At 71.9% G+C, this 13,454-nt stretch carries 10 protein-coding genes and 2 pseudogenes; 4 read left to right on the forward strand and 8 right to left on the reverse strand.

The annotated features are described in order from the left end of the window. Nucleotides 1–140: 140 nt before the first annotated feature. Together ACY0PA_RS32460 and ACY0PA_RS32465 are read left to right on the forward strand one after the other, a co-directional pair. On the forward strand, nucleotides 141–3,005 hold the full coding sequence (locus tag ACY0PA_RS32460; RefSeq protein ID WP_473081039.1) for a DEAD/DEAH box helicase: 2,865 nt from the start codon (nucleotides 141–143) through the stop codon (nucleotides 3,003–3,005). Between the two features lie 13 nt (nucleotides 3,006–3,018). Further along, nucleotides 3,019–4,296, forward strand: coding sequence for an SWIM zinc finger family protein (locus ACY0PA_RS32465; protein WP_473081040.1), 1,278 nt, complete (start codon nucleotides 3,019–3,021; stop codon nucleotides 4,294–4,296). A gap of 33 nt (nucleotides 4,297–4,329) precedes the next feature. On the opposite strand, the pseudogene ACY0PA_RS32470 reads toward ACY0PA_RS32465, so the two are convergent. Continuing rightward, nucleotides 4,330–4,530 (reverse strand): annotated as a pseudogene (locus ACY0PA_RS32470) (hypothetical protein); the annotation flags it as partial. A 32-nt stretch (nucleotides 4,531–4,562) separates the two neighbouring features. Further along, entirely contained in the window at nucleotides 4,563–5,774 is a 1,212-nt protein-coding gene (locus ACY0PA_RS32475; protein ID WP_473081041.1) for an RNA-guided endonuclease InsQ/TnpB family protein, read from the reverse strand. Between the two features lie 92 nt (nucleotides 5,775–5,866). On the opposite strand from ACY0PA_RS32475, the pseudogene ACY0PA_RS32480 reads away from it, so the two are divergent. Then, nucleotides 5,867–5,980: pseudogene (locus ACY0PA_RS32480) on the forward strand (IS200/IS605 family transposase); the annotation flags it as partial. On the opposite strand, the gene ACY0PA_RS32485 reads toward ACY0PA_RS32480, so the two are convergent. Next, the gene (locus ACY0PA_RS32485; RefSeq protein WP_473081042.1) at nucleotides 5,935–6,669 is read right to left on the reverse strand and encodes a cysteine peptidase family C39 domain-containing protein; all 735 of its coding nucleotides are present in this window, start codon (nucleotides 6,667–6,669) and stop codon (nucleotides 5,935–5,937) included. The pseudogene ACY0PA_RS32480 and the gene ACY0PA_RS32485 sit on opposite strands and share 46 nt — an antisense overlap. Further along, complete coding sequence (locus ACY0PA_RS32490) at nucleotides 6,666–7,874, reverse strand: pyridoxal phosphate-dependent aminotransferase (protein WP_473081043.1); 1,209 nt, start codon at nucleotides 7,872–7,874, stop codon at nucleotides 6,666–6,668. Before ACY0PA_RS32490 ends, ACY0PA_RS32485 begins: the two co-directional genes overlap by 4 nt. A gap of 94 nt (nucleotides 7,875–7,968) precedes the next feature. On the opposite strand from ACY0PA_RS32490, the gene ACY0PA_RS32495 reads away from it, so the two are divergent. Next, a complete protein-coding gene (locus ACY0PA_RS32495; RefSeq protein ID WP_473081044.1) occupies nucleotides 7,969–8,607 on the forward strand; it encodes a winged helix-turn-helix transcriptional regulator in 639 nt (212 codons plus the stop codon). A 64-nt stretch (nucleotides 8,608–8,671) separates the two neighbouring features. Here the strand turns inward: ACY0PA_RS32495 and ACY0PA_RS32500 are convergent, their stop codons facing one another. The 4 genes from ACY0PA_RS32500 to ACY0PA_RS32515 form a co-directional block, all read right to left on the reverse strand. Then, complete coding sequence (locus ACY0PA_RS32500; RefSeq protein WP_473081045.1) at nucleotides 8,672–8,929, reverse strand: hypothetical protein; 258 nt, start codon at nucleotides 8,927–8,929, stop codon at nucleotides 8,672–8,674. Further along, the gene (locus ACY0PA_RS32505) at nucleotides 8,877–10,118 is read right to left on the reverse strand and encodes an XdhC family protein (protein WP_473081046.1); all 1,242 of its coding nucleotides are present in this window, start codon (nucleotides 10,116–10,118) and stop codon (nucleotides 8,877–8,879) included. The genes ACY0PA_RS32500 and ACY0PA_RS32505 overlap by 53 nt, the downstream gene beginning before the upstream one ends. Before the next feature lie 158 nt (nucleotides 10,119–10,276). Further along, complete coding sequence (locus tag ACY0PA_RS32510; RefSeq protein WP_473081047.1) at nucleotides 10,277–12,475, reverse strand: xanthine dehydrogenase family protein molybdopterin-binding subunit; 2,199 nt, start codon at nucleotides 12,473–12,475, stop codon at nucleotides 10,277–10,279. After that, complete coding sequence (locus ACY0PA_RS32515; protein WP_473081048.1) at nucleotides 12,472–13,452, reverse strand: FAD binding domain-containing protein; 981 nt, start codon at nucleotides 13,450–13,452, stop codon at nucleotides 12,472–12,474. Before ACY0PA_RS32515 ends, ACY0PA_RS32510 begins: the two co-directional genes overlap by 4 nt. Nucleotides 13,453–13,454 lie beyond the last annotated feature (2 nt).

Here is a 13,454-nt window from a genome sequence, read left to right on the forward strand (position 1 = left end):
TGCGGGAGGGACGCCCGGCCTTGATTGTCAGACCCCGCCCGTAAGGTCGTAGACGTCGCCGGTCCCGCCGGACGAGGGCGACGCACGACGCACCGACCAGGGCGTACCCATGCCTGCCGACCAGGGAAAGGAGCCCGGCCATGACGGAGCAGACCGACCACAGGGGCATCACCGTCGCCGCGGCCGCCGTGTTCCTTCCCGCGCCCCTGCCGCGCGAGAGCAGCGTCGCGTTCTGGCACCCGGACGGCACGGACCTGCCGGGCGCCACCCCGCTCACCGTCGTCCGGCCGCACGGCGCGGGCGCCCGCGCCCGGACCGTGCCCGCAGTCCGGCTGCCCGTCACCGACGCCCTGCCCCTGCTCGTCCGGGCCCGCCACACCCCAGGCGCCCACCCCGCCGCGGCCTGCTGGGGCGCGGCCGCCCTGCACGCCCTGCACCTCGTGGGCCGCGGCCGCCTCCTGCCCGGCCTCACCCCCTCCGACCACGACGCGTGGCGCGCAGGCCCCCTCGACGCGGACGACATCGCACAGCTGCGCGCCATAGCCGCCGCCATGCCGTACGAGGCCCATGCCGCGCCCGTCGAGGGCTCCAAGCCGCTGCGGCTGCCCGAGCCCGAGGCCCTTGTGCGCGCGTTCCTCGACGCGGTCGCCGACTCCCTGCCGCGCAGCCCCGCCGCCCCCTTCGCGGCCGGGGCGCCCTTCGCCTCCTTCGCGCCGCAGCACCTGCCCCGCGCGCGTGCCTGGGCGGTCGAGGCGGCCGCCGGTATGGACGCGGGCGTACGGGTGTCCCTGCGCCTCGACCTCTCGAACTTCACGCTCTTCGACACGGACGACGCTGCCGATGCCACCGACCCCGCCTCCGCCGGTGGGGACGGCCCGGGAGGCCCGGGCGCCGAGGAGCGGCGGCGGGCCGGGGCCGCCCTCGTCCAGGTGCACAGCCTCGCCGACCCCACGCAGGTCGTCGACGCGGCGCGGCTGTGGGCCGGTGACGGCGACGCGCACTTCGGGCCGCGCGCCAGGATCGACGCCGTCCTCGCCCTGCGCCGCGCCGCCCGCGTCTGGCCCCCGCTCGGCCGCGTCCTGGAGCGTGACGTGCCCGACGTCCTCGCACTCTCCGAGGGAGAGCTGCTCGACCTGCTCGGCCCGGCCGCGGCCCGCCTCGCGGACGCGGGAGTCGAGGTCCACTGGCCCAGGGACCTGGCCCGCGCCCTCACCGCCACCGCCGTGGTGCGCGCCGCCGCGCCCGGCTCCGCCACCGACGGCACCCCGTTCTTCGACGGCGAGGAACTCCTCAAGTTCAACTGGCAGCTGGCGCTCGACGGCGACCCCCTCTCCGAGCGCGAGATGGACGAACTCGCCGAGTCCCACCGGCCCGTCGTCCGGCTGCGCGACCAGTGGGTCGTCGTCGACCCCGACCTCGTACGCAAGGCCCGCAAACGCGAGCTGGGACTGCTCCAGCCCGTCGACGCCCTCGCCGTGGCCCTCACCGGCGAGGCCGACATCGACGGCGAGCGCGTCGAGGCCGTCCCCACCGGCGTCCTCGCCCACCTCCGCGACCGCCTCGTCGAAGGCCCCGCCGCCGTCACCCAGCCCGCGGGCCTGCACGCCACGCTCCGCGACTACCAGCTGCGGGGCCTGGCCTGGCTCGACCTCATGACCTCGCTCGGCCTCGGCGGCTGCCTCGCCGACGACATGGGCCTCGGCAAGACGGTCACCCTCATCGCGCTCCACCTGCGCAGGAACAAGGCGGCGCCCACCCTCGTCGTCTGCCCGGCGTCCCTCCTCGGGAACTGGCAGCGGGAGATCACCCGCTTCGCCCCCGGCGTCCCCGTCCGCCGCTTCCACGGCACGGACCGCACCCTCGACGGCCTCGCGGGCGGTTTCGTCCTCACCACGTACGGCACCCTGCGCACCCGCGCCGCCGAACTGGCCGGGCACACCTGGGGCATGGTCGTCGCCGACGAGGCGCAGCACATCAAGAACCCCTTCTCCGCCACCGCCAAGGCGCTGCGCACGATCCCGTCGCCCGCCCGCATTGCGCTCACCGGCACCCCCGTGGAGAACAACCTCTCCGAGCTGTGGGCCCTGCTCGACTGGACGACCCCTGGACTGCTCGGCCCGCTCAAGTCCTTCCGCGCACGGCACGCGCGCGCCGTCGAGACCGGTGAGGACGCCGAGGCCGTCGAGCGCCTGGCCCGCCTCGTGCGGCCGTTCCTGCTCCGCCGCAAGAAGTCCGATCCCGGGATCGTCCCCGAGCTGCCGCCGAAGACCGAGTCGGACCACCCGGCCCCCCTCACCCGCGAACAGGCCTCGCTCTACGAGGCGGTCGTCCGCGAGACGATGGCCGAGATCGAGGCCGCCGAAGGCATCGCACGCCGCGGCCTGATCATGAAGCTCCTGACGTCGCTCAAGCAGATCTGCAACCACCCGGCGCAGTTCCTCAAGGAGGCGGAAGGCCCGCGGGCCCGCCTCACCGGCCGCTCCGGCAAGCTCGCCCTGCTCGACGAACTCCTCGACACGATCCTCGCGGAGGACGGCTCCGTCCTCGTCTTCACGCAGTACGTGTCCATGGCCCGCCTCCTCGCGACCCACCTCGCCGCCCGCGCGATCCCGTCCCAACTCCTGCACGGCGGTACCCCCGTGGCCGAACGCGAGCGCATGGTCGACCGCTTCCAGTCCGGCGAGGTCCCCGTCTTCCTGCTCTCCCTGAAGGCCGCCGGCACCGGCCTGAACCTCACCCGCGCGGGCCACGTCGTCCACTTCGACCGCTGGTGGAACCCGGCCGTCGAGGAGCAGGCCACCGACCGCGCCTACCGCATCGGCCAGACCCAGCCGGTCCAGGTCCACCGCCTCATCACCGAGGGCACCGTCGAGGACCGCATCGCCGAGATGCTCGCCGCCAAGAAGGCCCTCGCGGACGCCGTGCTCGGCTCCGGCGAAGCAGCCCTGACCGAGCTGACCGACCGGGAGCTCGCCGACCTCGTCTCCCTCAGGAGGACGGCATGACACGGAGGACGGCATGACACCCCACACGCCGGGCCGCGCCGGCGCGCACGCCCAGGCCCGCGCCCGCGTCGACGACCGCCGCCGCACCTTCCCGCCCCTGCCGCCCCGCACCCGCACGGCCGACGACTTCGCCCTGACCTGGTGGGGGAACGCGTGGGTGGACGCCCTCGTGGACACGGCACTCGACACGGCCCGCCTCACCCGCGGCCGCGCCTACGCCGACCGAGGACACGTCGACGCCATCACCGCGACCCCCGGCCGCGTCATGGCCTACGTCCACGGCTCACGCCCCCGCCCGTACCGCACGGAGATCCGCCTGCGCACCCTCCACGACGAGGACTGGGAGCGCATCCTGGACACGGCGGCCGCCCGCCCCGACCACATGGCCGCGCTCCTCGACAAGGACGTGCCGCACGCGCTGGCCGCCGTCGCCGACCTCCTGCCCGCCGTGGGCGACCTGATCCCCGACTGCTCCTGCCCGGACGACGGTCACCCCTGCAAGCACGCGGCCGCGCTCTGCTATCAGACGGCACGACTGCTCGACGAGGACCCGTTCGTCCTCTTCCTGCTGCGCGGCCGCGGCGAACAGGAGCTCCTCGCCGATCTCACCCGGCGCAACGCGGCGCGGGCCGCCGTCGAGCGCTCCGCCACGGCCCCCGCGCTGCCCTCGGTCGAGGCCCGCGAAGCCCTCGCGCCCCGCACCCTGCCGCTCCTGCCCCCGCCCTTCCCGGCCCCCGCGCACCCGGGCCGCCCTCCCGTCTACCCGCACGCGTCCGGCGCCCCCGACCCGCTCGCCCTCGACCTCCTCGCCACGGAGGCCGCGGCCCGCGCCCATACGTTCCTCACCCGGGGCATCGACCCGATCGCCGGTCTCACCCCCTGGCAGGACGCGGTCCGGCTCGCCGCCGCCCACCCCGGCTCCGGCCTCGCAGCGTCCACGCGCACGCTCTACAAGTCCCTCGCCCAGGGCACCGGACGCACGGCCACCGACCTGGCCCGCGCCGTCGCCGCCTGGCGCCAGGGCGGACTCGCGGGCCTGGGCGTCCTCGAAGAGGAGTGGGACCCGCCGGCCGGCCCCTTCGACCGCGCCCGACCGGCCCTCATCGCCGCGGACTTCCCCCACTTCCGCCCCCACCGAAACAGGCTGTCCACGGACAACCTCCAGCTCCGCCTCGGCCGCGAAGGGCTCTGGTACGGCTACGAGTCGGACCCGGGCCGCGAGGACTGGTGGCCGAGAGGCACCCCCGACACGGACGCCGTCGGAGCCCTCACGGCACTGCTCGGCCGCTGACGGGCCGGGCCGGCGGCGGCCGAGTACATCGCTTCACAACGCCTCGGCCCATCGCGTCAGCGTCGTGAAGTCCCTCTCGCGCAGCCCGTGGCGCGGGTGGATGTGCAGGAGCAGGGCCGGGGCGTCGTGGTGCGCGGTGACATGGCGGGAGTCCAGGTCCGTGATCATGTCGTCGACCCAGGCGAAGGGCCGACCGGCCGCCCAGTCGAGCAGCGGGCGCGTCTTCCATTGGAGTGCTCTCCCGGCTGGAGCCGGGAGATTCCTGCCTACCTTGCGGCAGCGGGCTTGACGCGCTTCGCGCGCCTGACGACTGCCCTCCCGGCAGCCGGGATGAGCGCGAGGCCCATCCGGTACAGGTGCAAGACGTTCCGGGCTGCGTTGTGGTCGGCGTTGCCCGACCAGCCGCAGTCCGGGTTCTTGCACACGAACACGGCCTGGCTCTCCCGGTTGCCGGGCGTGGTGAAGCCGCACACCGAGCAGCGTCGGGAAGTATTGGGGGCGGGGACCTTGTGCAGGGTGCCGCCGAGCCGGGCGGTCTTGTACATCAGCATGGTCACCGTCCGGCCCCATGCCTCCTGGCTGATGGAGCGGTTCAGCCCAGCCTTCTGGGCAACGTTCTTCCCCGGCTCCTCGATGGTCCCCCTGGCCGACTTGACCATGTTCGTGATGGTGAGTGCTTCGACCACGACGGTGCCGTAGGTGCGGGCGATGGCGGTGGTCGTCTGGTGCTGCCAGTCCAGGGCCCGGCGCTTGGCTTTCGCGCGCAGTCCTGCGATCTGGTCGTAGGTGTGGCGCAGTCGGCGGCTGGTGCGCTCGCCGGGCTTGCGGTGCTGCTTGCGCTGCGCGGCGCGCTGCTCCAGCTGCAGGAGCCTGGCCTTCTCCTTGCCGGTCAGCCATGCGCCGTGCTCGTACGTCTCGCCGTCCGAGAGGGCGAGGGGCACGGTGACGCCCACGTCGATGCCGACCTCATCCCCCTGGTGGGGATCGGGCTCGATCTCCAAGGTCTGGACGCGGAAAGCGATGTGCCAGCCGAGCACGTCCTTGATCAGTCGTGCCCCGGTGATCCGGTTCTCCGCGCCTGCACGCTTGCCGACCGGAAGGTCTTTGGTCCACCGGAAGCGGACCCGGCCCACCTTGGGAATGTTGGCCATGCCCCAGCGGCGGTGCGTGCGGGTGATGTTCAGGTCGCGGCCCTGTGGGATATCCACGGACATCGCGGTGCGGAGGCGGCTTTTGAAGTTCGGGGCGTCGGCGCGGCCGTCCCAGCAGTTCTTCCATGCCTGGAAGTAGGTCTTGAGTACCGCTTGCGCGGCCTGCGCGGGAAGGGCGGCCAGGAAGTCGATGTCCTTACGGGCCTGGCGGATCGCGGCGTCCGCGTTCGCAAGCGTCCGCTTTTCCTTCGGCATCATCTGCCACCAGGCGTGGAGAAGGTTCCACATGGTGCGGGCCGCGTGCGCCTGGTCATCGGTCTTCAACACTTGGGCAGGAGACGGTGAAAGTCGGGCACGGTGCCCGAACTGCCGCTTAACCAAGGTGTCGTGACTCACAACCGCGAACGTAGCATTGGATTATGTCACCGCGCTGGACTCCTCATCCCAACGTGCGCACCGGACGACATGTTGTCTACAACTTGCACGTTCACTTGGTTTTTGTCGCCAAATACCGGCGAAATGCGTTCACCGAGATGTGAGTGGCATCGAAAGGGTCCGGGGGCCTGCTACGCCCTCGGGCCCGCTCCCGTTTCCGGACCCGGCGACCCGATCCGCCGCGCCCCAGTGAAATGCCCCGCCCCGCGAAGAACGTCTCGAACGCCGCCGACGGCAGTTCCGCGCAACGGGTTTCGGGGCTGGTCCCCGACGGGTTGTGGAAGTGGAAGCGGTCACCGTCGCGGGCCGTGAGCAGGACCAGGTGTCCGCCCCGGCCGGGCGCGGGCCGTTCCGGGCGCCGGACCCCGTAGTGGACCGAGGCCATGACCGTACGGCCCTCATCGAGCAGCCCGGAGATCTCGTCGACCGTCAGTGTGCGGTGGACGGTCGCGTCCAGGCCGAGTTCCTCGCGGGCGTACTCGGCGAACGGGGCGTAGATCAGACCGTGGATGTCGCCGTCCGCATCCACGGTGTACGCGCCGTACTTGAGCGCTCCGTCCCGCAGGTCGAAGAGGCTGGGCGCGCCCGGGCCGAGCGCCATGCGCAGGCAGGTCAGGCCGCACAGATGGCCGCACCACAGCGCGTAGTCCTCCACCGTGGCCGCGCCCGAGGTCTCCCAGGCGGGGTCGTCGGCGCGGTCGTGGCCGCCCTCCACGATCGCCTCGACGAGTTCGGGCGAGGCGAACTGCGTCAGGCTCGGCAGGGCGCAGGAGGTGCAGAGCGTCAATGGCGGTACCCACTCAGGAAGCGGCCGATCCGGCTGATCGCGGCGTCCAGATCGTCAGCGTACGGGAGGGTGAGGATGCGGAAGTGGTCCGGGCGCGGCCAGTTGAAGCCGGTGCCCTGGACGACCTGGATCTTCTCGCGCAGCAGCAGGTCGAGGACGAACTTCTCGTCGTCGACGATGGGGTGGACCTTGGGATCGATACGCGGGAACGCGTACAGGGCGCCCTTCGGCTTCACGCAGGAGACGCCCGGGATCTCGTTGAGCTTCTCCCAGGCCTTGTCGCGCTGTTCGAGGAGGCGCCCGCCCGGCGCGGTCAGTTCGCGGATGGACTGGCGGCCGCCGAGCGCGGCCTGGATGGCGTACTGGGCGGGGGCGTTGGCGCACAGCCTCATGGAGGCGAGCATCGTCAGGCCCTCCAGGTAGTTGCGGGCGTGCTGCCGCGGTCCCGTGACGACCAGCCAGCCGGAGCGGAAGCCCGCGACGCGGTAGGTCTTGGAGAGGCCGCAGAAGGTGAGGACGACCAGGTCGGGGGCGAGGGCGGCGGCGCTGTGGTGGACCGCGTCGTCGTACAGGATCTGGTCGTAGATCTCGTCGGCCAGCACCATCAGGCCGTGCCGGCGGGCGAGGTCGAGGATGCCCTCGATGATCTCCTTGGGGTAGACGGCGCCCGTGGGGTTGTTGGGGTTGATGATGACGACCGCCTTGGTGCGGTCGGTGATCTTCGCGGCCATGTCGTCGAGGTCGGGGTACCAGTCGGCCGACTCGTCGCAGACGTAGTGCACGGCCTTGCCGCCGGAGAGCGTCGTGACGGCCGTCCACAGCGGGAAGTCCGGGGCGGGGATGAGGACTTCGTCGCCGTCCTCCAGGAGCGCCTGTACGGCCATGGAGACCAGCTCCGACACACCGTTGCCGAGGAACACGTCGTCGACGCCGACCTCGAGGCCGAGCGCCTGGTAGCGCTGGGCGACGGCGCGGCGGGCGGACAGGACGCCCCGCGAGTCGGTGTAGCCGTGGGCCTGGGGGAGCATCCGGATCATGTCCTGGACGATCTCCTCGGGCGCCTCGAAGCCGAAGAGCGCGGGGTTGCCGGTGTTGAGGCGCAGGACGCTGTGGCCCGCCTCCTCAAGGGCGTTGGCGTGCTCGATCACCGAGCCGCGGATCTCGTAGCAGACCTCGCTGAGCTTGCTCGACTGCCGGAACTCCATGTGGTGCCCTCCCGCGACCTGCCCGTGACGTGTGTGACTTGGTTTTACCAAGTGACCGCTTGGAAAGTCCAACAAGTTGCATAGACTGCGAGCCATGCCACGCCGAAGCTACGACCAGTACTGCGCCGCCGCCCGCGCCCTCGACGCCGTCGGGGACCGCTGGACGCTCCTGATTGTCCGTGAGCTCCTCGCCGGGCCGCGCCGCTACACCGATCTGCACGCCGACCTGCCCGGCGTCAGCACGGACGTGCTCGCCTCGCGCCTGAAGGACATGGAGCGCGAGGGCGTCGCCGAGCGACGCAGGCTGCCCGCGCCCGTCTCGGCGTACGTGTACGAACTGACCTCGCGGGGACGGCAGTTGCTGCCGGTGCTCCAGGCGCTGGGTGAGTGGGGCGCACCCGCGCTCGAAGAGCGCGGGCTCACGGACGCGGTACGCGCGCACTGGTTCGCCCTGCCACTCCTGACCCATCTGGAGCGACTCGGCGGCGAGGGCGTGGTCGAAGTCCGCCTCGACGAGGGGGAGTTCCATGTCCGGGTCGGCGGCTCGGGCGCGCGCGGGCCTGTCTATGCCGAGGGGCCGGCGAGCGGCGAGCCCGACGCGCGGCTCGTCCTGGGCACGGAAACCTGTGTCGCCGTGGTGCGGGGCGAGCTGACGCTGGAGGAGGCGGCGCACGCGGGCCGTGTCGCCGTGTCCGGGGACGGCGCCCTGGCGAAGGCGCTGCGAGAGGTGTGAAGCGGAGAGCAACTCGTCCACGACGCCCGGCACTTGAGATGCGCGGGCGCCATGGACGGGAGGGTTACATGCCCGGCGGTACCCGGGACGGGCGGCCCGTGCCGCGCGTCAGGGCGTAGCCGCCGATACCGGCGAGCGCGGCCAGGATGCCGCCCGCCGCCGTCCAGACCCAGCGGTCCGACCACCAGCCGGAGGACCAGCCGTCCTCGGGCTCACTCGTCGCGAGGGCCTGGCTCGCCGACGAGCCGTTCTCCTCATCAGAGGCGTCGTCAGAGGCGTCGTCGGCGGCGGCAGCGGCCCCTTCCGTCGTCGAGCCCGGCACGAGCGGGGCCGCGAGCGAGCCGTCCACCGCCGCGGAGCCGCCGACCTTCTTTGAGGTCACCTCGACCTCGGCCGAGACGGGCAGCCCCTGGTCCGAGGGCGTCAGCGTGGCCGCCGTGAGCCGGACGTAGTAGGTGCCGGGCAGCGGGTCGTTCGCCCACTGCTCCGACCAGGCCCGCACCGTGCGCAGCGTGCAGGACAGGTCGAAAACGTGATGAACTTCCGGGCCGGTGAGGCAAGTTCGAAGTGATGCCAGCCTCGTCCAGGAGGCGCAGGCGCTCGCTGTGGGTGCGGCGGGAGCCCATGGCGCCGACGTAGCCGACGGGCAGGGTGAGGGCCTGACGCAACAGGGGGATGTCGAACTTGGCATCGTGGGTCAGGACACAGATGGCGGTGCGGGTGTCGACGGTGGTCTGCGCCAGGTAGCGGTGGGGCCAGTCGACGACGACCTCGTCCGCGTGCGGGAAGCGGGCGGCCGTGGCGAAGACAGGCCGGGCATCGCAGACGGTGACCCGGTACCCGATGAAGCGGCCGGCCTGGGCGAGGGCGGCGGCGAAGTCGACGGCGCCAAAGATGAGCAGGCGAGGCCGGGTGGCCGCCACATGCACCAGGACGGTCAGCTGCTCGCGGCAGGTCGCTGCGGCACCGCCAAGATGGCTGCCAGCCGTACGCCCGGCCCGCAGCAGCACCCGAGTGTGCTCGGTCACGACGCGGCTTGTGTCCGCGTCCAGGTCGGTGCCGCACAGGCGGCCGTCCCCGTCCAAGGCCAAGAGGCCGCCGAGGAGGTGCGCGGGCCCGTTCACGACCTGCGCCACGGCGGCGGCCCGGCCGTTCGCCGCCTCGGCAAGGGCGGTGGCCAAGTGCGGGTGCGTGGCCGGGTCGATGCGCTGCACGTGGACGTCGAGTTCGCCGCCGCAGGTCAGGCCGACGGCGAAGGCGTCCTCGTCGGAGTACCCGAACCAGGCACGTTGCGGAGCCGTCCGGTCTTCGAGGACCTGCCGGCACAGCTCGTACACGGCGCCTTCGACGCATCCGCCGGAGATGCTGCCGACGGCCGTGCCGTCCGCGTCGACCGCGACCGAGGTGCCCACGGGCAGCGGGGCACTGCCGGTGACACCGAAGATGGTGGCCAGCGCGAAGGGGCGTTGCTGGTCGCACCAGCGGTGCAGTGTGTCCGCGATGTTCAGCATGAGCCTTCCTCCGTGCGGGTCTTGGTGGTCGGTCGGTTAAGGGTCGGTGGGGCCGCCGCCGTCCGACGGGGGGACGGGTGCGGCGGCGGCCGGTCCGGCAGGCGGCGTGTGGCTGGTGCCTGCCGGACGTTGTGGCGTGCACCGCACGGGTGCACGGGTTACAGGAGTGCTTCGGCGGTGATGGGGAGTTGGCGCACGCGGCGGCCGGTAGCGTTGTAGACGGCGTTGGCGATGGCGGGTGCGACGCCGACGTGGACGACTTCGCCGAGTCCCTTGACGCCGAGTGGGTCGGCTTGGCGGTCTTCACCGTCCAGGTAGATGGCCTGGATGTCGGGGACGTCGGCGTTGACGGGCACGAGGTAGTCCGCCAGGTTCGCGTTCACGATCCGGCCGTCGCGGTGGTCGGTGACGGTGTGCTCCAGCAGTGCGGTGCCGATGCCGCCGGTGATGCCGCCGATCGCCTGGCTTTCGGCGAGTTTGGGGCTGATGATGCGGCCCGCGTCGTACACGCCGAGCATGCGCCGCACGCGTACCAGGCCGAGGGTCGCGTCGACGGCGACTTCGGCGAAGGTGGCGTTGTAGGCGTAGAAGGAGTGCCGCTCCTTGGACGCCGGTCCGGCGTAGGAGCCCTCTGCCTCCAGGTGGGAACGCTTGTTGCGGGACAGCAGGTTCTTGTACGTCTCGCCCCGCGCCGGGTTGTCCTTGGTGTGCAGCCGCCCGCCGCGTACGACGACGTCCTCGGCATCCACGCCGTACAGCGGTGACTGGCGGTCTTCGACGGCCAGCTTGATCGCCTGGCGGCGGACCTGGTTGCAGCCGTCGAGGACGGCGGAGCCGACGCTCGCCATGGTCATGGAGCCGCCGTGCGGCGGGGTCGGCGGGAACAAGGAGTCGCCGAGGCGGAAGGTGACGGTGCGCATGGTCAGACCGAGGGCGTCGGCGGCGACCTGGGTCTGGGAGGTGTAGGTGCCCGGTCCCATGTCGCTGGCGGCGGCTTCGACCACCGCGGTGCCATCAGCATTCAGCCGGATGCGGGCTTGGGCGGGCATGCGGGCGGTGTCGTAGACGCCGGCGGCCATGCCCATGCCGATCAGCCAGTCACCCTCGCGGCGCGAGCGCGGCTTTGCTCGGCGCTGGTCCCAGCCGAACACGCGGGCGCCGGTGGTGCAGCACTCGCGCAGCCGTCGGGTGGAGAACGGCAGGTTCTTCGACTCGTCGTCGCTCGGTTCGTTGCGGCGGCGCAGCTCGATCGGGTCGATGCCGAGCCTGTCGGCGAGTTCGTCCATGGCCGATTCGATGACGAACGAGGCGGTGGCGAAGCCGGGGCCGCGCATGTAGAGCGGGGTGTTCACATCCAACGGCACCGTCCGGTACGCCTGGCTGACGTTCGGCGTGCTGTAGAGCATCTGCCCGGGGAAGAGGATCGACTCGGTGAACGTCTCGTACGAAGACGTCTCGGCGTCCATCTCGTGGGCCATCGCCGTCAGGCGGCCCTGCCGGTTGCTGCCCAGCTTCAGCCGGTACTCGTAGGAGGGGCGGAAGCCGGTGTTGAAGTACTGCTGCCTGCGCTTCAGGACGAGTTTGACCGGACGGCGCGTTTCCCGGGCGGCCAGGGCGGCGACGACGGTGTGCGGCCAGCAGCGCAGTCCGCTGCCGAAGCCGCCGCCGACGTAGGGCGAGATCACCCGCACGGAGTCGGCGGGCAGGCCGAAGACGGTGGACAGTTCGGTCTGCGTGCCGACCACCCACTGGGTCTTGTCCCACACGGTCAGCTTGTTGCCGCTCCAGCGGGCGATGGTGGCGTGCGGCTCCATCGCGTTGTGGTGGTTGCGCGCCATCTGGTAGGTCGCGTCGATCCGCACGGGCGCAGAGCGCAGCGCCGCCGCCGCGTCACCGCGTGCGTACTTCGTCGGCTTGTCCGCCTTCGCCTTCGTCAGGTCGGTGGACGGCTTCTGGGCGTCGTAGGCGACCTTGACCAGGCTCGCGCCGTGTTGCGCGGCTTCCAGGGTGGTCGCGACGACGACGGCGACGGGCTGGCCGTGGAAGAGGACCTTGTCGTCCTGGAAGACCCGCAGCCTGCGGCCGCCTGGCGGGTTGTTCGAGGCGGGGTTGTCCTTGTAGGGGAGTTTCGGCGCGTTGCCGTGGTGGATCACCTTCAACACGCCCGGCTGGGCCAGGGCGTCACTGGTGTCGATGGAGGTGATGCGGCCACGGCCGACGCTCGCGTCGACGATGACAGCGTGGACGACACCCTTGATGTCGTGCTCGGCGGCGTAGGGGGCCTTGCCGGTGACCTTGAGCTGTCCCTCCACGCGGGAGAGCGGGGCGCCGACGGCTGCCTGCGGCTGGGGGCTCACTTCGTACCTCCTACGATGCGCAGCTGGCGTTCGACGGTCCGCTTCAGCAGGTCGGTCTTGAACCGGTTGTGGGCCAGCGGGCGGGCCCCGTCCGCTGCCTTCGCGGCGGCAGCGGCCCACAGGGATGGGGAGGGGCGTTCGCCGACGAGGTGCTGTTCGACGGCGGGCAGCTTCCACGGGACGGTGCCCACGCCGCCGGCCGCGACCTTGGCCTCGCGGATCACTCCGCCGCGCACGTGTAGGGCGACGGCGGCCGAGGTCAGGGCAAACTCGTAGGACTGCCGGTCACGGACCTTCAGATACCCGGACGCGAGCGGGCGGGGCAGAGCGGGTATCTCCACTGCGGTGATCAACTCGCTGCTCTTGAGCGCCTGTTCCCGGTTCGGGGTCGAGCCGGGGCGCAGCAGGAAGTCGGCGAACGGGATCTGCCGTGGCCCGTCGGCGCCCAGCACATGGACCTGGGCTTCCAGGGCGGCGAACGCGACGGCGACGTCGGAGGGGTGGGTCGCCGCGCAGGCTTCCGAGGTGCCGAGGATGGCGTGGGAGCGGTTGTAGCCCTCGCGGGCGGCGCAGCCCGAACCCGGCTCGCGCTTGTTGCAGGCGGCGGTCACGTCGCGGAAGTAGGTGCAGCGGGTGCGCTGCATGATGTTCCCGCCGATGGTGGCCATGTTCCGCAGCTGCGCCGACGCGCTCAGCTCCAGCGACTGGGAGACGACCGGGAACAGGGTGCGCACCTTGGGGTGAGCGGCCGCTGCGGACATGGTTACCAGGGCGCCGATGCGCAGGCCGCCGCGTTCGGTGGCGGTGACCGCGTCCAGCGGCAGGCCGCTGATGTCGACCACCGTCTCGGGGCGCTCGACGGTCTCGCGCATCAGGTCGACCAGGGTGGTGCCCCCGGCGATGTAGCGGCCACCGCGACGGCCCGCGGTGAGGGCCTCTTTCGTGTCGGAGACACGGGTGTAGTCAAAGGGATACATGT

This window comes from Streptomyces sp. DS1-CR2 (assembly GCF_055760475.1).

Coding starts and splice junctions, on each gene's coding strand:
- ACY0PA_RS32465 (WP_473081040.1), top strand. CDS start 3,019: ATGACACCCCACACGCCGGGCCGCGCCGGCGCGCACGCCCAGGCCCGC.
- ACY0PA_RS32490 (WP_473081043.1), bottom strand. CDS start 7,874: ATGGAGTTCCGGCAGTCGAGCAAGCTCAGCGAGGTCTGCTACGAGATC.
- ACY0PA_RS32495 (WP_473081044.1), top strand. CDS start 7,969: ATGCCACGCCGAAGCTACGACCAGTACTGCGCCGCCGCCCGCGCCCTC.
- ACY0PA_RS32515 (WP_473081048.1), bottom strand. CDS start 13,452: ATGTATCCCTTTGACTACACCCGTGTCTCCGACACGAAAGAGGCCCTC.
- ACY0PA_RS32460 (WP_473081039.1), top strand. CDS start 141: ATGACGGAGCAGACCGACCACAGGGGCATCACCGTCGCCGCGGCCGCC.
- ACY0PA_RS32505 (WP_473081046.1), bottom strand. CDS start 10,118: ATGCTGAACATCGCGGACACACTGCACCGCTGGTGCGACCAGCAACGC.